Source organism: Lacinutrix neustonica, assembly GCF_026625145.1.
Taxonomy (GTDB): Bacteria; Bacteroidota; Bacteroidia; order Flavobacteriales; family Flavobacteriaceae; genus Lacinutrix; species Lacinutrix neustonica.
Genome location: NZ_CP113088.1, coordinates 1674309 through 1698036 on the forward strand (window position 1 = coordinate 1674309; position 23728 = coordinate 1698036).

At 34.4% G+C, this 23728-nt stretch carries 18 protein-coding genes and 3 pseudogenes; 17 read left to right on the forward strand and 4 right to left on the reverse strand.

Annotated elements, in window-relative coordinates; genetic code table 11:
- Positions 1–253 precede the first annotated feature (253 nt).
- The 5 genes from N7U66_RS09340 to N7U66_RS09360 all read left to right on the forward strand — a co-directional run bounded on the left by N7U66_RS09340 (position 254) and on the right by N7U66_RS09360 (position 6064).
- Positions 254–1687, forward strand: coding sequence for a vitamin K epoxide reductase family protein (locus N7U66_RS09340; RefSeq protein WP_267678272.1), 1434 nt, complete (start codon positions 254–256; stop codon positions 1685–1687).
- 302 nt (positions 1688–1989) lie between these two features.
- Positions 1990–2244, forward strand: coding sequence for a hypothetical protein (locus tag N7U66_RS09345; RefSeq protein WP_267678273.1), 255 nt, complete (start codon positions 1990–1992; stop codon positions 2242–2244).
- A gap of 337 nt (positions 2245–2581) precedes the next feature.
- The gene (locus tag N7U66_RS09350; RefSeq protein WP_267678274.1) at positions 2582–4774 is read left to right on the forward strand and encodes a peptidase domain-containing ABC transporter; all 2193 of its coding nucleotides are present in this window, start codon (positions 2582–2584) and stop codon (positions 4772–4774) included.
- A complete protein-coding gene (locus tag N7U66_RS09355; RefSeq protein ID WP_267678275.1) occupies positions 4774–5847 on the forward strand; it encodes an HlyD family secretion protein in 1074 nt (357 codons plus the stop codon). Before N7U66_RS09350 ends, N7U66_RS09355 begins: the two co-directional genes overlap by 1 nt.
- Positions 5848–5920: 73 nt before the next feature.
- Positions 5921–6064: a hypothetical protein gene (locus N7U66_RS09360; protein ID WP_267678270.1), complete on the forward strand. Its 144-nt coding sequence runs from the start codon at positions 5921–5923 to the stop codon at positions 6062–6064.
- A 782-nt stretch (positions 6065–6846) separates the two neighbouring features.
- Here the strand turns inward: N7U66_RS09360 and N7U66_RS09365 are convergent.
- Positions 6847–9484 (reverse strand): annotated as a pseudogene (locus tag N7U66_RS09365) (valine--tRNA ligase).
- 182 nt (positions 9485–9666) lie between these two features.
- On the opposite strand from N7U66_RS09365, the gene N7U66_RS09370 reads away from it, so the two are divergent.
- Positions 9667–10116, forward strand: a complete 450-nt coding sequence (locus tag N7U66_RS09370; protein ID WP_390886637.1) for a DUF1573 domain-containing protein — start codon at positions 9667–9669, stop codon at positions 10114–10116.
- A gap of 26 nt (positions 10117–10142) precedes the next feature.
- On the opposite strand, the gene N7U66_RS09375 is transcribed toward N7U66_RS09370, so the two are convergent.
- Both N7U66_RS09375 and N7U66_RS09380 read right to left on the reverse strand, forming a co-directional pair.
- A complete protein-coding gene (locus tag N7U66_RS09375) occupies positions 10143–10799 on the reverse strand; it encodes a PDZ domain-containing protein (protein WP_267678276.1) in 657 nt (218 codons plus the stop codon).
- Positions 10800–10839: 40 nt separating this feature from the next.
- Positions 10840–11511 (reverse strand): retropepsin-like aspartic protease, encoded by a 672-nt coding sequence (locus tag N7U66_RS09380; RefSeq protein ID WP_267678277.1) that lies wholly within the window; start codon positions 11509–11511, stop codon positions 10840–10842.
- Between the two features lie 143 nt (positions 11512–11654).
- Between N7U66_RS09380 and N7U66_RS09385 the strand changes: the two genes are divergently transcribed.
- The 11 genes and pseudogenes from N7U66_RS09385 (at position 11655) to N7U66_RS09435 (ending at position 22691) form a co-directional block, all read left to right on the forward strand.
- Positions 11655–12845, forward strand: a complete 1191-nt coding sequence (locus N7U66_RS09385; RefSeq protein ID WP_267678278.1) for a pyridoxal phosphate-dependent aminotransferase — start codon at positions 11655–11657, stop codon at positions 12843–12845.
- Complete coding sequence (gene murB, locus N7U66_RS09390) at positions 12845–13858, forward strand: UDP-N-acetylmuramate dehydrogenase (protein ID WP_267678279.1); 1014 nt, start codon at positions 12845–12847, stop codon at positions 13856–13858. The genes N7U66_RS09385 and murB overlap by 1 nt, the downstream gene beginning before the upstream one ends.
- Positions 13859–13911: 53 nt before the next feature.
- Positions 13912–14442, forward strand: coding sequence for an RNA polymerase sigma factor (locus N7U66_RS09395; protein WP_267678280.1), 531 nt, complete (start codon positions 13912–13914; stop codon positions 14440–14442).
- 4 nt (positions 14443–14446) lie between these two features.
- The gene (locus N7U66_RS09400; protein ID WP_267678281.1) at positions 14447–15247 is read left to right on the forward strand and encodes an anti-sigma factor; all 801 of its coding nucleotides are present in this window, start codon (positions 14447–14449) and stop codon (positions 15245–15247) included.
- Between the two features lie 187 nt (positions 15248–15434).
- Positions 15435–15638, forward strand: coding sequence for a membrane or secreted protein (locus N7U66_RS09405; protein ID WP_267678282.1), 204 nt, complete (start codon positions 15435–15437; stop codon positions 15636–15638).
- Positions 15639–15651: 13 nt separating this feature from the next.
- The gene (locus N7U66_RS09410) at positions 15652–16764 is read left to right on the forward strand and encodes a glycosyltransferase (protein WP_267678283.1); all 1113 of its coding nucleotides are present in this window, start codon (positions 15652–15654) and stop codon (positions 16762–16764) included.
- Entirely contained in the window at positions 16755–17300 is a 546-nt protein-coding gene (locus tag N7U66_RS09415) for an RNA polymerase sigma factor (protein WP_267678284.1), read from the forward strand. The genes N7U66_RS09410 and N7U66_RS09415 overlap by 10 nt, the downstream gene beginning before the upstream one ends.
- Before the next feature lie 2 nt (positions 17301–17302).
- The gene (locus N7U66_RS09420; protein ID WP_267678285.1) at positions 17303–18514 is read left to right on the forward strand and encodes an Nramp family divalent metal transporter; all 1212 of its coding nucleotides are present in this window, start codon (positions 17303–17305) and stop codon (positions 18512–18514) included.
- Between the two features lie 39 nt (positions 18515–18553).
- Positions 18554–19438 (forward strand): annotated as a pseudogene (gene lipA, locus N7U66_RS09425) (lipoyl synthase).
- Positions 19439–20453 (forward strand): annotated as a pseudogene (gene gap / locus N7U66_RS09430) (type I glyceraldehyde-3-phosphate dehydrogenase).
- A 51-nt stretch (positions 20454–20504) separates the two neighbouring features.
- Positions 20505–22691 (forward strand): ATP-binding protein, encoded by a 2187-nt coding sequence (locus N7U66_RS09435; protein ID WP_267678286.1) that lies wholly within the window; start codon positions 20505–20507, stop codon positions 22689–22691.
- Here N7U66_RS09435 and lpxK read toward each other — a convergent pair.
- Positions 22688–23704 (reverse strand): tetraacyldisaccharide 4'-kinase, encoded by a 1017-nt coding sequence (lpxK, locus tag N7U66_RS09440; protein ID WP_267678287.1) that lies wholly within the window; start codon positions 23702–23704, stop codon positions 22688–22690. The two genes, N7U66_RS09435 and lpxK, sit on opposite strands and share 4 nt — an antisense overlap.
- Positions 23705–23728: the final 24 nt, after the last annotated feature.

Consider the following 23728-nt stretch of genomic DNA (forward strand, 5'->3'; position numbering starts at 1 on the left):
ATTTACCAGTTCATGAAGTCACAGGAAAAAAAGTGCTTTTTTAAACCACATCATTTGCTAAAAAGTACCATCGTAAGATATAAGTATGCTTCATTACGGTAAAAACCGTAATGAAAAGTTGAATTTTAACATAAATATATCAATAATCACATTTTTTATATTATACCATAGTATTTATTTTATAGATTTAAATAAAATTTATATTAACTCTCCCAAAACTATCAAAATAGACTAACGAATAAACGTTAATAAATTGAAAAACTCACTTATTTATCTTGTAGACCAATTACTGCGAAAAAATAAAATAAAAATTGATTCTAAGGAATTAAATTTTCAAATACAAAGTCATCCTTCATACCCCAGCTTACATGCCATAACTGGCGTTTTATCACATTTTAATATTGAAAATTTAGCCGTTGAAGTTCCTGTAAATGAAAATACATTACTTCAACTTCCAAACCACTTTTTGGCACAAGTAAAAACACCTGAGGGACATGTATTTGTTCTTGTTAATAATAACGGTGTAAACTACACCCTCGTTTTTAATCGTAAAAAATCTAAAAGGGTTTCTGCACAAACATTCTTATTAGAATTTACAGGAATTATGGTCGCTGTGGAAAAGGATGAAAATAATGTTTCTATTAAAAAGAGTAACCACAACAAAATATTAGTTTCATTTTTGTTATTTCTTTTTATAACCCTGTTTTTTATAACAAATAAAAATCCTTTTGACATAATACATTTCGTGCTTTCTGTCATTGGGGTTGGAATTAGTTTATTAATTGTGCAGTATGACTTAGGCATAAATTCTAAAATAGTAGACAGTATTTGTTCTCAAGAAAGCAAAACAACAAACTGCGAAACGGTATTAAACTCCAAGGGAGCTTACCTCCTTAAAAGTTTTAAATTAAGTGATATTAGTTTTATTTACTTCTCTGCTATAAGTTTTGCATGGTTTTTATTAAGTATCGCAAAAATAGAATACAATCCCATTATAACAATAAGTATTATAACCATACCTGCAATAATCTACTCTTTATATTATCAAGCCTTTGTTGCAAAGAGTTGGTGCATTCTTTGTTTAACAGTGGTTTCCATATTAATTCTACAAGCCGCTCTATTCCCTTTTATTGACATCTCTATTTCCAATATAAGCCCCCTAAGTGTTTTACTAATAGTATTCAGTTTTATTGCAACCACAAGCTTTTGGGTTTTTATTGTTTTAAAACTGAAGAACGAGCAAGATTTTAATAAACTGAAAATTGAATCTATAAAATTTAAAAGAAACTTTGAACTATTTAATACCCTTTTAGAAAAAAACGAAACGGTGGATACTAGTATACTAAATCCTTCAGAAATAATTTTTGGAAACAAGAAAGCCCATCTTAATATCACAATCATTACCAATCCATTCTGCGGACATTGCAAATCTGTACATCATTTAGTAGAAGACCTTTTAAAAGTATACGCCCGCGACGTAAAAATGCGGATCCGGTTTAATATGAGCACAGAAAATGAGAAAAGTGACGTGGTAAGAATAACCTCAAGACTTCTAGAGATATACCATACAGAAGGAGAAAAACAATGTTTAGAAGCAATGCATTCCATATATAATGAGCCAAAAGCTGATAAATGGCTATCAAAATGGAATGACTGTAATAATCCGAACCCTATATTCAACTCTTGAAAGAAGAAAAAGATTGGTGCCGGACGCATAAGATAAACTTTACCCCGAATTATTGATAAATGGGAAGTCTTACCCAAAAGCTTATGATAGAACAGATTTAATTTATTTTATTGAAGAACTTTCAGAATGGGTGAACAATAATAATTGTAACACCGTAAAATTAGAACAATATATATAAAAATGACAAAGCCCTCGTATAAAGGGCTTTGCATTTTGAACACTATTTCTCTCGCGAAGAATAGACACATACTGTGAGTGTCTTTAAATGTTCACGGCAAATATAATTTAAAACTATTTTATTTATGAAGAATTTAAGAAATTTGGGAAAAGCTTTAACTCCGGCCGAACAAAAAACGATTAATGGCGGTTGTATAGGATGTGGACCAGGGCCTTTTGACCCAATCGATGATGGTGGCACGGGCGGTGGCACAGGTGGTGGCAGTTCTTGTGGTGGTTTAACAGTAAACTGTTCTCCAGGGAAATGTTTTAATCCTAGCACTTGTCGTTGTCAATATGGTGAAGGCGCTGGAGCAGGTATGAATGGAGTATGTCTTTAATTATGTTTTTATTGAAGGTAGAAAAGGGAGAGCTGGTCTTTCCCTTTTCCTTTTCCTTTTCCTTTTCCTTTTCCTTTTCCTTTTAAATTTAGCAAAACTCAATATCTTCGTTTAAAATATAATTATGGACCAATTTGAATTATTATTCCTATTATTTTTAATAGTAGTCCTTTTGGTGGTGGAACGCATTGTAATGACTAACTCTAATCCCCACTGTTACTTTAAAATTATTGTATTTTCGAAGCGCGCGAACCGGTTAACTATTACTTGCGCGCTCTTTTTTATCATCAAACTCAACTTTTTATTTCACTACTATTATTAAAACAATACTCGATTTTTGAAAAAATTCCCAACATATAAACAAGCCGAATCGAAAGATTGTGGGCCAACCTGCTTAAAAATTGTTGCTAAGTATTATGGCAAGAGTTTGTCTATTACTCAAATTAGAACGATTAGCGAGACTACGAGGGAAGGTAGTAACTTACTCAATCTTAGCGATGCAAGTGAAGCCATTGGGTTTCGTTCCTTAGGCGTAAAATTGACATTAGAAGAATTACAAAAAGCACCATTACCCTGTATTCTGCATTGGAATAAAAACCATTATGTTGTGCTCTACAAAATAAAAAAAGACAGCTACTATATCTCAGATCCTGGATATGGATTGATAACCTATACCAAACAAGAGTTTCTTAAATTACGGATTGGTAATAATGCTAAAGAAACGACTCAAGAAGGGGTAGCACTGCTTTTAGATCCCACACCAAAATTTTATGACAATGAATTTGTTGAAGATGATGAACAAAAATTCAACTTCCGGTATTTATCGAAGTATCTTTTTAAATATAAAAAGTTTATTATCCAACTTTGTATTGGTCTACTAGCCGCTAGTTTATTACAACTTGTTGTTCCCTTTTTAACTCAAAGCGTTGTAGATGTCGGAATAAAAAATCAAGATCTAAACTTTATTTACCTTATTCTATTTGCACAAATTGCTTTGTTTATTGGTAGAACAGGAATAGAAATTATTAGAAGCTGGATACTACTGCATATCAGTACCGTAATTAACATCTCATTAATCTCAGATTTCTTCATTAAATTAATGCTACTGCCCATCTCCTATTTTGATATAAAAATGACAGGAGATTTACTACAACGTATCAACGATCATAAACGTATTGAACAGATTTTAACAACATCCTCATTAAACGTGTTGTTTTCTATGGTTAATTTTATAGTGTTTAGCTTTGTACTGGTTTATTATAGTTTACAAATTTTTGGGATTTTCTTAATAGGAAGCCTTTTATACTTTATTTGGATTAAGATTTTTCTTAAAAAGCGTGCGACTCTAGATTACAAACGCTTTTCTGCCCTAAGCCAGGAACAAAGTACCGTGATTGAGCTTATCAATGGTATGCAAGACATTAAACTTCATAATGCCGAAAAACAAAAACGTTGGGCTTGGGAGCACACACAGGCTCGATTATTTAAAGTGTCTATAAAAAGTTTAGCATTAGAGCAAACACAAAGTGTCGGTTCTTCTTTCATCAACGAACTTAAAAATATTTTAATTACCATATTATCTGCAAAATTAGTCATAGATGGAGAAATTACTTTAGGGATGATGTTAGCCATTTCTTACATCGTGGGTCAATTAAACTCCCCTGTACAACAGCTTATTAGTTTTGTTAGAGAGTTACAAGATGCTAAAATATCGTTAGACCGTCTCAGCGAAATACACAATATGGATAATGAGGAAATAGATCCCCAAAATAAAATCAAAGACCTCCCTAAAAGCGGCGCTATACATATAAATAATTTAACTTTTAAATATACAGGATCGGATATTGAGGTGTTAAAAGCCTTGAATTTAACCATTCCAGCAAACAAAACAACAGCTATTGTAGGCACCAGTGGTAGTGGTAAAACAACCTTAATGAAACTCCTTTTAGGATACTATAAGCCCAATCAAGGAGACATTTTACTCAATACATTGTCCATACAGAATATCTCACAAAAATCTTGGCGCGACCATTATGGTGTGGTTATGCAAGAAGGTTATATTTTTAATGATTCCATTGCTAATAATATAGCCATTGGTGAAGACACTGTGGATAAAGAAAGATTAGCTCACGCCATAGACGTCGCAAATATTAGGGACTATATAGAATCTTTGCCGCTGAGCTATAATACTAAAATAGGCGCAGAAGGTACGGGATTAAGTACGGGACAAAAACAACGTTTATTTATTGCAAGGGCAGTATATAAAAATCCGGACTATTTGTTTTTCGATGAAGCAACCAGTGCGTTAGACGCAAATAACGAAAAGGTCATTATGAAAAACTTAGACACCTTTTTTCAAGACAAAACAGTTGTTGTTATAGCCCATAGATTAAGTACGGTTAAAAATGCACATCAAATCGTGGTTTTAGACGATGGGAAAATAGTGGAAAAAGGGAGCCATAAAGAACTCGTCGCTAAAAAAGGCAATTATTATAATCAGGTTAAAAACCAACTAGAACTCGGAAGTTAATGTCAAAAAAACTAGAAGAAATAGAATTAAGAAGTGAGCAGGTACAAGATATCTTATCCTATGTCCCGCATTGGATGATACGCTATGGTAATCTGGTGTTTTTACTATTAATTGTACTATTTCTAGCCTTATCGTTTTTTATTAAATATCCGGATGTTATTAGTGCACAAGCCCTAGTAACCACTAAAATCCCTCCTCAAAAAGAGTATGCTAAAATAACCAGTCGCATTCAGGCTATATTAGTTAAAGACAATGCTACAGTCACTCCAAATACACCTTTAGCCATTTTAGAGAACACTGCCAATTATAAAGACGTGTTTTTGCTTAAGAGCATCTTAGATACCATTAAACCAAACACGCAAGCGTTTTACTTCCCAATTAATGACATCCCACTATTGTTTTTAGGCAACATAGATAATGATTTTGCCATTTTTGAAAACAATTATATCCAATATGTATTAAATAAAGAATTACAACCCTTTTCTAATGAAGCTTTAGCCAACAAAACAACACTCTCTGAATTGCACACAAGGTTAGCCAATTCTAAATCGCAATTAGAAATCAACCGTGCTGAACTGGCCTATAAAAAGAACAAATTAGAACGAAACAAAACGCTTTATAAAAAAGGAATCATCGCCAAATTGGAGTATGAAAACAATGAGATAGAATATGCGCAAGCCCAGCGAAATTTTAAGAGTTTCGAGGCTTCCATTTCACAAATACGGGAATCTATAAGTAATGCGAATACCACAAGAAAAGGCAATAAAATTAATAATACCCGGGAAGAAATCAAACTTTTAAAAAATGTTTTACAATCCTTCAATCAATTAAAAATTGCAATAAAAGATTGGGAAAACACCCACGTGCTCTCCTCTAAATTAAATGGAAAAGTCTCTTTTATGAATTTTAAAACTGTGAATGAAACGGTTACCGCTGGTGATCTGGTGTTTACCATCATCCCCAATAAAAATTTGGACTATATCGCGAAATTAAAAACGCCAATTTTAAACTCAGGAAAATTAAAAACAGGCCGAGAAAGTAAATATAAGCATAGAAAACTATCCGGAAACTGAATTTGGTTTTTTAACGGGAACTATTAATAAAATCTCCGCCATTCCAGATGACAAAGGCTTTTATTTAATTGATGTGGAACTCCCAAAACATTTAATAACCTCCTATAATAAAGAAATAAAATTTAAACAAGAAATGCGCGGCAATGCCGAAGTTATTACTGAAGACTTAAGGCTAGCAGAACGTTTCTTTTATCAAATTAAAGACATCTTTAAATAGTAAAAATATGCTCTCGCGAGGAATAGACGCAAACTGTGAGCGTCTTTAATGATCACAGCTTATTTAATTTATAAACATTTTATTATGAAACATTTAAAAAATTTAGGAAAAACGTTATCTAATGCTGAACAAAAAACAATATTAGGAGGAATAAGGCCCCCTGGAGGACCATGTACAGATTCAAACATCGATTGCTATCTAACTGGAAATGATGGCTGCCCGCCTCGTCAAGGTTGCTTTTTAAGCAATGATGATAATAATCCATCTGCATATTGCAGATGCCTATAATCTTGTAAGTAAATGGCCTTGCTCTTTTTTCAGCAAGGCCATTATAAAATAATCTTGAAGAAAGTCTAAAACATAGATAAACAGACACCACATATTTTGGTCCATCTATCAAAAAAAGGGAGCTAAGCCTTACGGAAAACGTATCCATACCAAAAATTAGATAAAGAAAAAAAGCCAAAGCGGTCTTCACTACAATGAAGTTCATTCATTCCTACTGATTGGACAGACTCATCTTATTAGGTCGAAAATAATATCGCAAGACTCCCACAGTCACTCTTCTCAAGCGGCATTTAAATAGACGTACTAGCCGAAGGATTATAAAAAGAGCCTCTTCTAATGTTTATTAGCGCAGTAGTCTGCGAGTATACGACAGTCTATATTTCAGATTCTGTAATTAGAAATCAGTCAGCAAAACTTTCATATAACAAGGAAATTAAAAATAAAGAGCCTTTTCAAATCTGAAAAGGCTCTTTAAATTATTTTCTTTTAATGTTTTATTTCAAACTATCCAAGCTACTCTTCAAGGTTTCAATCTTAGCCAAGGCATCTGCTTCTTTTTTACGTTCACCGGCAATGACCTGCTCCGGTGCTCCTGCAACAAAACGCTCGTTTGAGAGTTTCTTTTTAACCGATTTTAAGAAACCTTCAGTATAACTTAATTCTTCAGACAGTTTTTTAATTTCAGCTTCAACATCTATACTCCCTTCCATTGGGATGAAGTACTCATTAGACTTCACTCTGAAAGTCAATGCGCCTTCTACAGCGTCTTGAACGTAATCTATAGTCTCTAAATTACCTAGCTTAGCAATCACGGCATCAAAAGAAGTACTCACTTTTTCATTATTAATTACCGAAAAACCAATCGCATCTTTAAATGCTATGTTCTTTTGTTTTCTAATGTTTCGGATACCGTAAATTACTTCAGATGCAAAATCAAATTCAGAAATTAAACGGTCATTTATTGGTTTAGCTTCCGCCATTTTGAAACGATTAATGCTTCTTCTGGTGTTCTTTCAGCTATATAATGCCGAGAGATCTTCTGTTAAGAATGGCATAAACGGATGCACTATTTTTAAGTTTTCCTCAAAAATTGAAATCACACTTTTTAATGTTTTTGCATCAATGGGTTGTTGGTAAGCAGGCTTAACCATTTCAAGCATCCAGCCGCAAAAATCATCATAAATCAATTTATAAATAGACATTAAAGCATCGCTTAAGCGGTATTTACTAAAGTGGTCTTCTATTTCTAGTAATGCCTTTTGAAATTTAGATTCGTACCACTCAATAGCTATTTTACTCGAGTGCGGTTGCTCTAACTTGGTATCTACTTCCCACCCATCGACTAAGCGGTACGCATTCCAAATTTTATTTCCAAAGCCTTTACCTTGCTGGCATAAGGTTTCATCGAACATTAAATCGTTTCCTGCGGCACTACTTAATAATAAACCTACACGAACACCATCTGCAGTATATTCCTCAATCAGTTTTAAAGCATCGGGCGAATTTCCTAAACTTTTACTCATCTTCCGGCGTTGCTTATCGCGAACCAATCCGGTTAAGTATACATTATTAAATGGTTTTTGGTCTTTATACTCATAACCCGCAATAATCATACGAGCCACCCAAAAGAATAAAATATCTCGGACCGGTAACCAAATCGTTTGTAGGGTAATAGTATTTTATGTCTTCGTTTTCAGGATTTCTAATACCATCAAAAACACTCATTGGCCACAACCAAGAAGAGAACCAGGTATCTAGTGCATCTGTGTCTTGTTTCAAGTCTGAAGCTTGAAGTTCCGTGTTTGAAGTTGCTACTCTCGCTTTCTCCACAGCACCTTCTATACTTTCTGCCACAACAAAATCTTCTTTGCCATCGCCATAGAAATACGCAGGGATTTGTTGCCCCCAAAGCAGTTGACGCGAAATATTCCAATCGCGAATGTTCTCCATCCAATGCCTGTACGTGTTTTCAAACTTCTTTGGAAATAATTTAATTTCAGAATCTTCTCCCAACACTGCTTCAATAGCCGGTTTTGCTAAGTCCTCCATTTTCAAGAACCACTGGTCACTTAATCTCGGTTCTATCACTGCTTTTGTGCGTTCTGATGTACCTACTTTATTAGTATGTGTTTCCGTTTTCACTAAAATACCAGTGTCTTCTAATAGTGCCGCTACATTTTTTCTAGCCACAAAACGATCTTGACCTTCAAATTGCAATCCGAAGCTATTTAAACTCGCATCTTCATTAAAAATGTCTATCACTTCTAATTGGTGCTTATCACCTAACCCCTTATCATTTTCATCATGGGCAGGAGTTACTTTTAAACAACCCGTTCCAAATTCTATATCTACATACTCGTCTTCTATAATTGGAATAACTCTCCCGCAGATAGGAACAATTGCTTTTTTCCCTTTTAAATGTGCAAAGCGTTCATCGGTTGGATTAATACAGATAGCAGTATCTCCAAAAATGGTTTCCGGTCGTGTTGTTGCAATGGTTAACACCTCATCACTACCTTCAATCTTGTAATTTAAATAGTATAATAAACCCTGACGTTCTTCGTGAATAACCTCTTCATCAGACAAAGTGGTTTTGGCTTCCGGATCCCAATTCACCATACGGTAACCGCGGTAAATTAAACCTTTTTCGTATAGATCGACAAACACTTTAATGACCGCTTCAGACATGTCGTCATCCATTGTGAATTTAGTCCTCTCCCAATCGCAAGAACAGCCCAATTTTTTAAGTTGTTCTAAAATAACACCTCCATATTCATCGGTCCATTCCCAGGCATGAACTAAAAATTCATCACGTGTTAAATCGTTTTTATCAATCCCCTGTTCTTTTAATTTAGCGACCACTTTTGCTTCTGTAGCAATAGAAGCGTGATCTGTTCCAGGTACCCAACAAGCGTTTTTTCCTTGTAAACGCGCCCTACGTATCAAAACATCTTGAATGGTATTGTTCAACATATGCCCCATATGTAATACTCCTGTGACGTTTGGCGGAGGAATAACAATAGTATATGGTTCTCTTTCATCTGGTGTTGAATGAAAATAATTATGGGTCATCCAGTAGTCGTACCACTTATTTTCTACTTGTTTTGCATCATATTTAGATGGAATGCTCATACTTTGGAATAGTTTTTGAATGTTGATTAGCAAAAATACTTATATTTATGTTTCTGTGAAATTATAACCAGTATTAATCTATCGTTAAAAAGGGTGCTTATATTTGTGAGTATGCTTTACATCTAATATTTTTGCAGAACAACTTAAAAGTGTTTATGTTTACATAACAAATAAAACAGAAAATGATGAAAAATTTAATAGCAGTATTATTTATCGGATTAATGAGCTTTTCAGTTAGCGCTCAAGATAAGGTGGCAAAAATTGAATTTAAAGAAACCACAATAGATTACGGAACTATTGAAAAAGGAGCTAACGGCGTTAGAACTTTTGAGTTTAAAAACACTGGCGATGCGCCTTTAATTATATCTAATGTAAGTTCAAGCTGTGGTTGTACTGTGCCAAAAAAACCGGAAAACCCAATCCTACCAGGAATGACTGGTGAGATTGAAGTAAAATATGACACGAAGCGTGTGATGCCTATTAGAAAAACAATTACTGTTTTATCTAATGCTGAAACACCAACTGTAGCCTTAAAGATTAAAGGAGAAGTTATTGATCCTTCTAAAACAAGTGTTTTAGAAAAAAAGATAAAAGTGTTATGGAGCAATAAATCTTTATCACCCATAAAATAAAAAGCCGAAGCCATTGCTTCGGCTTTTTATTTTATGGGTGATTCTAAGGTTAAAATGACCGGTATTCTTATACCTATGCGCTCCACTTCAAGTTTTAACTTAGTACCTTCTTCTTCAAAAAAACGCCCCATGAGTTGTTTTAACGAAAAATTAGATGCCTCACTACCATTTATTTTAATAAGTTGATCCCCTTTTTTTAAACCAACACGTTCTGCAGGAGAACCTGGCGTTACTTGCGTAATAATATAAGTGTTCTTAGCTACTAAAATGTTTTTTGACACATAAATCGCCCTTACATTGACCGTTTTATTTTCAACATCAATGTCTTGAGATGCTCTTTCTATTTCTGTGATTAATCGAATACCATCATTTTCTAATTCTATGCCACACTTATTGTAACTAAATTCATCATTAAAATATCTATTCTTTTCAAGTGTTATTTTAGCTTTTTGATAATTAAAAACCAGGTTGAATCGTTTTAGAACCTCGCCACCGAGGCTTCCATTACGCCCTTCAATTTTCCTGAGAACGGAAATATAATCATCATCAGGAAAGGCGACTTTAGGGTCTTTTAATGTAAATGACTTAAGCCTTAATTCATCTATTTTCGAACGCTTTCCATGCACGTTTCCACTTAATCCATAGCCTAAAAAATCTTCAAAATATTTTTTATCAATACTCAAACCTAAACTGTCATCTTTAAAAAGCCAAACAGCATCACTACTACCGAGAATCTATTAATAATTTTACTGGAATTTCCTTTGAATCAATATTGGTAATCAAATCGATATATGGCTTACCATTATAAAACTGTAAATTAAACCCTTCGCAGCTTCTACACCTTTTGTCTTTATAATCTTCAGGGTTATACGCTTTAATTTGTTTTTTTGAATAGTTAATATCTACAACGAGATCCTTAAAAAAATCATACCCTATAATACCATGAACAGGAACCCCTAGTTTTGGTGCAAAATTGGCTGATTTATCAAAAATGACATAAAATTCCTGATCTTCATTTACAGCTTCTCCAATTTTGAACGTGTTATGTGAAGATTTTAAGGCTTGAACAGTACCATCATTACCCAATCCTTTTAGGTAAATCGTTTCAGAATTCAAAATTTTAAGAGAATCAGAAGAATTAATAAAATTAAAAACAATGGGCACCCTTACCCCTGTATCTAACAGAAAAGACAAGGTTACCCCATTGACTTCAACGGGAATAATAACCACATTGTTAATTAATGTGAAATCAATTTTTGTAACGCCTTTTTTTGTGTCTATATTGTATTTTGCCTGTCCGTAACTAGAAAAACTTAAACAGCACAAACCGAATAAAAAGCAAAACAAACCTCTAAACGTCATCTCTCCCAAACTATCTCTTTTTACTGTCATCATGTACCTTTATCCACAGAGTTAATAACCATTTGTTAATACGATAAACGTTTTACCCTGCCCATTTCGTTGTGGATCAAGTTAAACAATTTATTGACACTCATTAGACTTTTTTTTCGCAACTTTGTGTTTCAAAATTTTATTTTATGCCATCAATTTCAAATAAAGGCCAAGCAATGCCACAATCACCAATAAGAAAATTAGTGCCATTTGCAGAAAAAGCCTATACACAAGGGAAAACCGTTTATCATTTAAATATTGGTCAACCGGATATAAAAACGCCACAAATTGCTCTCGACGCAGTGAAAATTCATTCTCCGGAGATATTAGCTTATACACGCTCTGAAGGCTCTGAAGATTACAGACGGAAAATTGCTAATTATTATGCCAAGAAGGACATCCCTGTTAAACACGATGATATTATAGTGACAACTGGAGGAAGCGAAGCTCTTCTGTTTACCTTTGGTAGCGTTATGGATGTCGATGACGAAGTCATTATTCCTGAACCATTTTATGCTAATTACAATGGCTTCTCTACTGCTTCCGGTGTTAAAGTAGTGCCTGTAATTTCTAAAATAGAAGATAATTTTGCCTTACCGCCTATAGAAGAATTCGAGAAATTAATCACACCAAGAACCAAGGCCATTTTAATATGTAATCCGGGTAACCCAACTGGTTATTTATATTCTAAAGAGGAAATACAAAAACTGGCAGCTATTGTAAAAAAACATGATTTATTTTTAATTGCTGATGAAGTATACCGGGAATTTGCATATGACGGTACTATCCATTACTCCATTCTTCAAGAAGAGAGCTTAGATGAACATGCTATCGTTATCGATTCTGTTTCTAAACGTTATAGCATGTGTGGCGCAAGAATTGGTTGCATGGTTTCAAGAAATAAAGAAGTCATACAAACAGCATTAAAGTTTGCCCAGGCGAGATTGAGTCCGCCAACTTTAGCACAAATTGCCAGCGAAGCTGCATTAGACACCCCACAAAGTTATTTTGACGATGTTATCGAAGAATACGAAGATAGAAGAAACACTTTAATTAGAGAACTAAATAAAATTGAAGGCGTAAAAGTTGGAAACCCAAAAGGCGCTTTTTATTGCATTGCACAATTGCCAATAAAAAACAGTGATGCTTTTGCGCAATGGCTTTTAGAAGAATTTGATGTTAATGGAGAAACTATTATGGTCGCTCCAGCTGCAGGCTTTTATTCTACTCCAGGTGTGGGAATGAACCAAATTAGAATTGCATACGTACTTAATAAAGAAAGCCTCGTAAAAGCCGTTCATATATTAAAAGAAGCCCTAAAAATTTACAAGGATTAGTGCACATTCAACACAACATATCTTTAAAACCATATAATACTTTTGGTATCGATGTCATGGCGAGCCATTTTGTGTCTGTAGCTTCTGTTTCCGATTTAATCTCAGTAATTAAACAGAAAGATTTCTCTAAGAAGTTCATTCTTGGTGGAGGGAGTAATATGCTATTGACTAAAAATGTTGAGGCACTTGTTGTACATATAAACTTAAAAGGAAAGACTATTATTTCACAAGAGGACAGCCATGTTTTAATTAAGGCTGAAGCTGGAGAAAACTGGCATGAATTTGTTTTATGGTGTTTGGATCACGATTTTGGTGGCCTCGAAAATATGTCTCTCATTCCAGGTAACGTGGGTACCGCTCCCATTCAAAATATTGGGGCATATGGTATGGAGTTAAAAGACCATTTTATAAGTTGCCAAGCCTTGAATGTCGACACTCTAGAAACAGAAACTTTTAACAAATTAGACTGCAATTTTGGTTATCGCAATTCAATTTTTAAGCAACAAGCAAAAGGAAAGTATATTATTACTAGTGTCGTTTTTAAATTAACAAAAAAGAGACATGCTTTACGAACAAATTATGGCGCCATACAAGGGCAACTGGATTTTATGGGGGTTAAGAAGCCCACCATTCAAGATATTTCTAAAGCCGTGATTGCTATTCGGGAAAGTAAGTTACCCAATCCAAAAGTGATTGGGAACAGTGGCAGCTTTTTTAAAAACCCCATCATTTCTTCTGAAGCATTTAAAGCACTACAAAAAAACTTTCCTGACGCTCCTAGTTATCCTATTTCAGAACACGAAGTAAAGGTTCCTGCAGGATGGCTAATAGAAAAAGCAGGTTTTAAAGGCAAGACCTTTGGTAATTATGGGGTACATAAAAACCAGGCCCTCGTTTTGGTTAACTATGGTGGCGCAAAAGGGAAAGACATATTAGCACTTTCAAAATTGATACAAAATACAATTTATCGTATATTTAATATTTCTATTGAAGCCGAGGTAAATATTTTATAATTGCAATACCTGTTTCATAGCAACGTTAATCTAACTAACAAATAGCAATACCATTGAGTCTCTCTATAGAAGAAGAAATAGTTGTTTTATTAAAAAGTGGTGACAAAAAAGCCATTGGCTTATTGTATGAAAACTATTCTGATGCCCTTTTAGGTGTCATAAAAAAAGTGATTAATGACGATGACACTGCACAAGACGTTTTGCAGGAAGGGTTTGTGAAAGTGTGGAAAAAAAGTAAAAGTTATGATTCTGAAAAAGCAAAACTGTTTACTTGGTTGTATCGCATTTTCTATAATTCGGCCATTGATAAAGTACGCTCTTTAAACAATAAAACAAAAAAGGAGATCCAAATTGAAGATTCAAACGTATATAAACTGACCACCAATAGTTTAAATCAAGATACTTTAGACATCAAAAAACATCTAAGTAGTCTAGATTTAAAATATCAAATTGTTATAAATGCACTCTTTTTTGAAGGCATGACACAACAAGAAGCGAGTGACGAATTAAACATTCCCTTAGGAACTATAAAGTCAAGATTAAAAATAGGCTTAAGAGAATTGAAGAAAATTTACAACCCTTAACATTATGAAAATGATTGTTGATAGTAATACATTTTTAGAATCGGGTTTATTAGAAAAATATTTAATAGGCCAAACGAGTCCTCAGGAAACACTTGAGGTTGAACAGTATATTTCTAAATATCCTGAAGTTGATGCGGTGTACCAAACACTTCAAAATAATTTAGAATTATCTGCTTTCGCAAATGCAGAAGAAGCCCCCGTGCATCTTTTAGGCAACATCCTTTCTAGTTTGGATGACACCCCTGTGATTGCCATGAATACTACGTCATTTAAATCGTGGTTTGGTTATGGCATAGCGGCTAGCGTTGTCGCTTTATTATTTGCAAGTACATCCTTTTATCTCTACACTCAAAACGACTCTTTACTAGATGAAAATCAAACCATAGTAGAGGAACTTTATGACCTAAGAAGCGATATTGCTAATAATAATTTAAAGCTTGATGCTTTAGCTGATCAATTTGCTCAGCTTAATAATCCGGAGACTGAAAAGTATATTCTAAAAGGGAATCGTAGGGCTAAAAACTTAAAGGCAGTCGCATACATTAACCCAAAAGAAAAAACATCGATGCTCGATGTTGTGTCTTTACCTATTTTACCAGATGACAAAGTGTATCAAATTTGGGCAGATTTGCAAGGTAAAATGGTTAATCTAGGTATTTTAAGCGAAAGAGATAGGCGCTTACAGCAAATTCCTTACACTGAGGATGCTTTAGGTTTGAGCATTACTATAGAAAGAAAAGGAAAACTACCTTCAACGTCTACTGAAACTCCTGTGGCAGAGATTGAATTGAACTTGAAAGAATAAGAGTTCTAAACCTTTATCATATTAAATAAAGCTCTCCTCATGCAGTAGAGCTTTATTTTTATCTTGGAATTTAATCTCAATGATCTCTTAATTTGAATCCCATAAATATTCTTGATGTTTGTGGCATTAGTGAAAACGTAAAATTAAAATAGTATCTTTGCAACACTAATTTAAAAAATTATTTTTAGTGAAACTTCTTCTAATCACATTAGTACTATTAGGCTTAGCCATTGCAGGAATAGCGATAAAAATATGGGCTAAAAAAGACGGTAAATTTGCTGGCACTTGTGCAAGCCAAAACCCAATGATTAACAAAGATGGGGAAGCTTGTGGATTTTGTGGTAAAACGCCGGAGCAGTTCGAAAATTGTAACGAACCGCAACACTCCTAACCTTTAACCTTATATGCTTTTACTTGAAATTCTGTACTATTGCTTTGTGGTTGTAGTGGGTATTCAAGTGGTTTATTTTGGTATTATCTTTGGCAGTTTTGCTTTTTGTAAACCTGTATCTATATCAAAAAAAAATATTCCGGTCTCAATTATTATTTGCGCAAAAAATGAAGCGGGCAATATTAAAAAATATCTGCCTTCCATTTTAAACCAAGAATATCCGGAGTTTGAAGTCGTCTTAATTAATGATGCCTCTCATGACGAGACTCTAGATGTTTTTGAAGGGTTTGCAAGAGACCATAAAAACATTAAAATTGTTAATGTAAAAAATGTTGAAGCCTTTTGGGCCAAAAAAAAATACGCGCTCACTTTAGGTATTAAAGCAGCTACACATAATCAATTATTATTTACAGATGCAGACTGTGAGCCTGTTTCAAACCAATGGATTAGTGAAATGGCTTCTCACTTTTCAACCGAAAACACAGTGATTTTAGGTTATGGTGCTTATCATAAAATTAAAAAATCTTTTTTAAACAAGCTTATTCGCTATGAAACCGTTTTGACAGCGATTCAATATTTTTCGTTTGCTCAAATTGGCACACCTTTTATGGGGGTGGGTCGTAATCTAGCTTACCATCGTGATGAGTTTTTTAAAGCAAATGGTTTTATAAATCATATAGATGTACGTTCAGGTGATGATGATCTTTTTATTAATGAAGTGGCCTCAAGTGATAATACTGCGGTTTGTTTTACCCCGGACAGTTTCACGACTTCTCAGCCTAAGCTAAGTTTTAAAAATTGGTTTAGGCAAAAACGCAGACACATTTCAACAGCGCATAGATATAAGTTTTCTCACAAAGCGTTACTCGCCCTATTTTACAGTTCTCAATTATTGTTTTGGGTACTATCCATAATACTGTTCATTTTTCTTTTTAATTGGCCATTTGTGATTTTACTTATTGTTTTTAGATGTACCATACAGCTTTTGGTCGTTGGCGTTTCAGCAAAAAAACTAAATGAAACAGATTTAGTGTTTTTACTTCCCGTTTTAGAACTTTTTTTAATTGGTTTTCAATTAACTATATTTATAACAAATCTCATTTCAAAACCTAACTATTGGAAATAGAAGAAGCGATTGCAAAAGCAAAGAAAAATGATCAAAAAGCATTTAACTTTTTGTTAGATAATTTTTGGGATTACGTATACGGCTTTCAACTTAAACGTATAGAAAACGAAAATGATGCCGAAGACATTACCATTCAAACCTTCTCTAAAGCATTTGATAAAATAGAGAAGTATGATGAGAAGTATTCCTTTAAAACTTGGTTGATTACCATCTCTAAAAACATCCATATAGATTTACTTCGAAAAGAAAAGAGTTCCATCAACTCAAAAATCACTAACCATGACGATGATACGGTCTATCAAGTTATTGACGAATCTCCTTCTCCGGAGGACAAACTCATTAAAGAGCAAAATTTAGCGACCCTGTTACGCGATATTAAAAAGCTTAAACCCCATTATCAAGAAGTTATTAATCTGCGGTATTTTCAAGAATTAAGCTATACCGAAATTAGCAAAGAACTTGGTGAGCCCATGAATAATGTAAAAGTTAAATTACTGCGTGCTAAAAAGCTATTAGCCGAGATCATTAAAAGATAACCATGGTTTCAATTAAAAAACTGGGGCCTGGTCTTTTATTTGCTGGGGCTGCTATTGGCGTTTCTCACTTAGTACAATCTACGCGTGCTGGTGCAGATTTTGGTTTAGGTTTACTTTGGGCCTTGTTACTCGTTAACCTTTTTAAATATCCTTTCTTTCAATTTGGCCCGCGTTATGCAGCAGCAACTGGTGAAAGCCTATTAGACGGGTATAACAAACTAGGAAAAGGGGTTTTAGTCGCTTATTTTATACTCACTTTTGCGACGATGTTTACCATTCAAACTGCAGTAACAATAGTTACTGCTGGCTTAGCATCCACCTTATTTGGAGATTTTATTTCCATAGAATTATGGACCGTTATTATATTGATAATCTGTTTAAGCATTTTATTTTTTGGCAAATACAAAGTCTTGGACCGGCTCATTAAAATCATTATCATCACGTTAACTATTAGCACCCTCATAGCTGTTAGCATGGCACTATTTGATTTTGACAAAAGAGTTAGCTTCACTCAAATACTACCCGAAAACAGCATAGAAATCGGCTTCTTAATTGCCTTTATGGGGTGGATGCCTGCACCATTAGACATCTCTGTTTGGCATTCCCTTTGGACGATTGAAAAGAAAACAGACGAAAAAGATTACACACCAAAGTCCGCTTTATTGGATTTTAATATTGGTTTTATCGCGACCATCCTACTAGGGATTTGTTTTTTATTATTAGGCTATTTGGTAATGTACCATAGTGGTAGCACCTTTAGTCAGAATGCAGGTCTCTTTTCAAATCAATTAATCCAAATGTATACAAGCAGTTTGGGTCACTGGACTTATATCGTTATAGGGATTGCTGCTTTTACTACCATGTTTAGTACCACATTAACAACACTAGACGCCTCACCTAGAGCCATGCATAAAACGCTAGAATTATTAAGTCAGGCTACTTTTAATAAAGGGTATCTCTATTGGGTGTTATTGTTAGCGTCGGGCACTATTTTTATCTTTTTTTATTTTGCGTCAAACATGGGCAAATTAATAAATATTGCCACCGTCCTTTCGTTTATAACCGCGCCGTTTTATGCCATCATTAATTATATCCTCATTAGCGGAAAACATACTCCAAAAGCATGGCATCCATCAAAAGTGCTACATGTATTAAGTATTTTAGGCATCCTGTTTTTGATTGGTTTTAGCCTCCGGTATCTCACATCTTTATAGAATACTTTGTATCTTTGCCTTTCAATCTAAATTGTTGCTATGAATAGTGAAACTGCATCAGTAATCCTACCAGCCCAAAGACAACCTAAACCAAAATGGTTACGTGTAAAACTACCAACAGGTAAGAAATACACAGAACTTCGCGGCTTGGTAGATAAGTATAACTTAAATACGATTTGTGCATCTCGGAAGCTGCCCAAACATGGGAGAGTGCTGGGGCGAAGGAACTGCCACATTTATGATTCTAGGCAATATCTGTACGCGCTCCTGTGGTTTTTGCGGTGTTAAAACCGGAAGACCGTAAACCATTGATTGGGATGAACCAGTAAAAAGTAGCACGTTCTATTAAAATCATGAAAATCAAGCATGCCGTTTTAACCAGTGTCGATCGCGATGATATAAAGGATATGGGAAGTATTATGTGGGCAGAAACGGTGAAAGCCGTACGTCGCATGAATCCTGAAACTACATTAGAAACACTAATTCCAGGATTTTCAAGGCATAGAAAAACACATTGATCGCATTGTTGAAGTCGCACCGAAGTGGTCTCTCACAATATTGAAACCGTGAAACGGTTGACACGTGAAGTGAGAATTCAAGCAAAGTACGAACGTAGTTTAGGTGTTTTAAAATACTTAAAACAACAAGGTCAACGCCGAACAAAGTCTCGGCATTATGCTAGGTTTAGGAGAAACCCGTGAAGAAGTGATACAAACACTTCATGACTTGCGCGAAAATGATGTAGATGTGGTGACTATTGGCCAATATCTTCAGCCAAGTAAAAAGCATTTACCCGTAAAGCAATTCATTATGCCAGATCAATTTAAAGAATATGAAACCATTGGTTTAGAACTTGGTTTCCGTCATGTGGAAAGCAGTGCGTTAGTACGTTCCTCTTACAAAGCCCAAAAACATATAAATTAAATGATTACTGTTGCTATCAACGGTTTTGGTCGTATAGGGCGACGGGTTTTCCGACTCATACAAGACCATGAAAACATAGAGGTTGTTGCTATTAATGACTTGGCTGATGCCGAAGCCTTAGTCATTTATTAAAATATGACAGTATTCATGGTATTTTTAAAAAAGACATTTCCCACGACGACAACCATATTATAGTTGAGCAGAGAAGAGTGGTTCTTTTAAATGAAAACCGTCCCGAGCATATTAATTGGAAACCCTTTGCTCCAGATTTTGTTATTGAAGCTACCGGAAAGTTTAAAACAGCTCAAGCCTTAGATCCCCATATTAAAAATGGCGCAAAACGTGTTATTTTAAGTGTCCCACCAGAAGACGACATTATTAAAACAATTGTTTTAGGTATTAATGAGGACACATTAGACGGCACTGAGACGCTCATTTCTAACGCATCATGCACCACAAATAATGCTGCGCCTATGATTGCTGTTATTAACGAGCTATGCGGTATTAATCAAGCATATATCACCACCGTTCATTCCTACACAACAGATCAAAGTTTACACGATCAACCGCATCGCGACTTACGCCGAGCACGTGCAGCAGGACAGTCTATTGTCCCAACAACAACTGGAGCAGCCAAGGCGCTAACAAAAATTTTTCCGATTTAGAAAATGTTATTGGAGGCTGCGGGATTCGTGTACCTGTTGCAAATGGATCGCTAACAGACATTACTTTTAACGTCAAAACAGCGGTTTCCATTGAATCGATAAATACGGCTTTTAAAAAGGCATCAGAAGGCAAATATAAGGGCGTCTTGGAGTATACCGAAGCCCCAATTGTATCCATAGATATCGTAGGCAATACACACTCCTGTGTGTTTGATTCTCAAATGACCTCTGTTATTGGCAACATGATAAAAATAATAGGCTGGTATGACAATGAAACAGGCTACTCTAGTCGACTTGTAGACCTAATTATCAATTTATCGCAAAAAACGGCACCTTTATCGGGTAAATAATTATATTTGTTAGTAAAACATCTTTACAATGTCCTCTTACTACAACTATCTATGTGCTATATTTCTGTTGTTAAGCTTTCCTTTATATGGCCAAGACTTATCACAAAAAAAAGTGCTGAACTTCAAGCTCAGGTAGATGCTGGTATTAATTCTGCACAAAAAAACTTGGCCGCTCAAAATTATTACCAAGCGCAACGTGACTTAGAAATAACACTAGAAAAAGCCTTAGAAATTGATAATAAAAAAAGCATCGGATTAGTCTATTCTAAAATTGGCAAACTTCAATATATTTTAGAAGAACCTAATGAAGCCATAAAATCCCTTATAAAAGCTACTGAGGTTCAACGTCTTGCAAAAGACTACGCAAACATCGCTGAAACCTATAAGGTGTTAGCCGATGTTTATATGAGTAGTAAAGACTATAACCAAGCTTTAGATTATTATAAATCTGCTGAAACGTATTTCAATCAAGAAGACCTTTACACCTATGAAGCAGAGGCCATATTAAAGAAAGGCATCGCTTATTTAGCCTTAAATAGTTATGAAAAAGCTTCTGAAGCCTTTCAAAAATCTATTGCGCTTGCGAGACGCTATCAACTCCAAAAAATATTGAGTTCTTCTTTAATACACCTCGGTAAAGTAGAGGCTTTAAATGATCAAATTGAAGACGGCCTAAAATATGCTAATCAAGGTTATGACATTGCCATACAATATAATTTTAGTGATGTTATAAATAATGGTTCTTTAATATTAAGTGAATTATATGAAGGTAAAGGTGATTTGTTAAAAGCAAACCAGTATTTAAAACGTCACATTACGGTATCAGACTCACTGTTAAATGTAAAAAAACAGTTGCTTTCTCCGGAGCGAAAACGGGCGCTTAGTGATACCTACCAAATACAATATCAAAAGCAAGGTACGGCCGATTTGGAAAAAGTTAAGGCTAGCCCATTCGATCAGTTAACAACCATTTTAAGTATTGCTTTAATTACTATTTTATCACTTTTAACTTTATCGCTCTATAAAAACAATAACATTAGATTGAAATCTAATAATGTATTACACAAAAAAAATAGTGAGCTTATTATTTCTAAGGAAAAAGCAGAATTGGCTTCAAAAACCAAAGCAAATTTTTTATCAACGGTTACTCACGAATTAAGAACACCCTTATATGCTGTCACTGGCTTAACAAATATGCTCTTAGATGAGGATCCAAAACCGGAACAAATTCAACACTTAAAATCGCTTAAATTTTCAGGAGACTATCTGCTAACCTTTATCAATGACATCCTTCAAATTAATAAAATTGAGGCCAATAAAGTAGATCTTGAACCCGAGATTTTTAATTTAAAAAAGAAAATCGCTAATGTTATATCGGCATTAAATAATTCTGCTGCTGATAATAATATTAAAATACATATGGATTATGACAGTGCTCTTCCTTTAAATTATAATGCCGACCAACTAAAAATCTCTCAAATACTAATTAACCTAATTGGAAACTCTATTAAATTTACCAAAGACGGCGATATTTGGGTTCGTGCAAAGAAAATTGATGAGAATGCGGGGGTTTACAACATCCGTTTTGAAGTGGAAGACAATGGCATAGGTATAAGCAAAGAAAAACAAGAACACATGTTTGAAAGTTTTTCCCAAGGCTCAATACAAATTAATAGAAAATATGGTGGAACGGGTTTAGGATTGTCTATCGTAAAAGGATTAATAGACCTCTTAAAGGGTAAAATTTATCTGAAAAGCGAATTAGGACAAGGCTCCACTTTTTTCTTCGAAATACCGATGCAATATACAGAAGAGCTTGTGAAAGAGGTAAAGACTAATTACTTTAAAGACATTAATAGTGTTGATTTAGATAACATCAAAATCTTAGTGGTTGAAGACAATAAAATCAACCAAATGATTACTAAAAAGATTTTAAATAAGATGAATTTAAACTGTGAAGTGGTTGACAATGGAGAATCTGCAGTTGAAAAAGTAAAGAATGGTCATTATGATGTTGTTTTAATGGATATTCACATGCCTGGCATAAGCGGCATAGAAGCCACCAGGCAAATAAGGACCTTCGATAAAAAACTTAATATTTTTGCATTAACTGCGGTCACTATAGAAGATAAAATGCAAGAATTTGATGAGGCTGGATTTACAGATATCATTTCTAAACCTTTTAAACAGGAAGATTTTGAGAAAAAATTATACGATGCACTTATTATTGTTTCTTAAATCCTTTTATTAGCGCGTACAAAGTCTTTTATTTTTTTATCAAATTCAGACGCTTTATCTATTTCACTCACTATTGGTAAGTAATACAATTTACCTTTTAAAAGGTCCGCTTCTTTTAGCCGCATGTAATCCTTTTCTGTGGTTACAATCAATTCACTTTCACTTATGCGCTGTATATCACTAACAGTGAATGTGTGATGATCCTTAAATTCCAAATGGTTATACTTAAGTTTTTTTGCAGTCAAATACGTTAATAAAGGTGTTGCATTGGCAATCCCTGTCACTAAAGTAAATTTAGAAAGCGACTGCAGGGGACGTGTTTTTTCTTCAGCAATAACGTGCGATGAGTAATCAATAGAACTAAAACATATAAGTTGATTTGGTTCGGCCTTAATTTGCTTCTTTATTGAAATTTTCTCAGAATCAGATAGGTCCTTAGGGCACTTGGTTACTACTATAATATTAGCACGCTTTGCTCCTGTTCTAGATTCGCGAAGGTTACCAGTGGGTAGAAGAATGTCATTAAAATAAGGTTGCATATAAGTTGTAAGCAATATATTAAACCCTGCTTTTACTTTTCTATGCTGAAAAGCATCATCTAATAAAATAATATCCGGCTGCTTTTTTAAAGCTCTTAAAATGTCAATACCTTCTTGCCTGTTTTCGTCAACAGCCACCAAAATCTCTTCTTTAAATGCATTGTAAAACTGAAAAGGCTCGTCACCTAATTCCTTCGCAGAAATTTGGTCATTGGCCAATAGAAACCCCTTGGTATTCCTGCCATAACCACGACTTAAAGTGGCCAAGTTAAACTCTGATTTCAATAATTTAATAAGATATTCAACCATTGGTGTTTTTCCTGTACCTCCAGTGCTTAAATTACCTACACAAACAACAGGAAAATCATACGATTTAGAGGTTTTAATTCCAGCATCATATAGTGTGTTGCGAAACCACGTCACCAAATAATAAACAGGGACAATAGGCAATAATAAAAGTCTAATCAATTTCATTTACAAGGTTTAAACATAACGAAA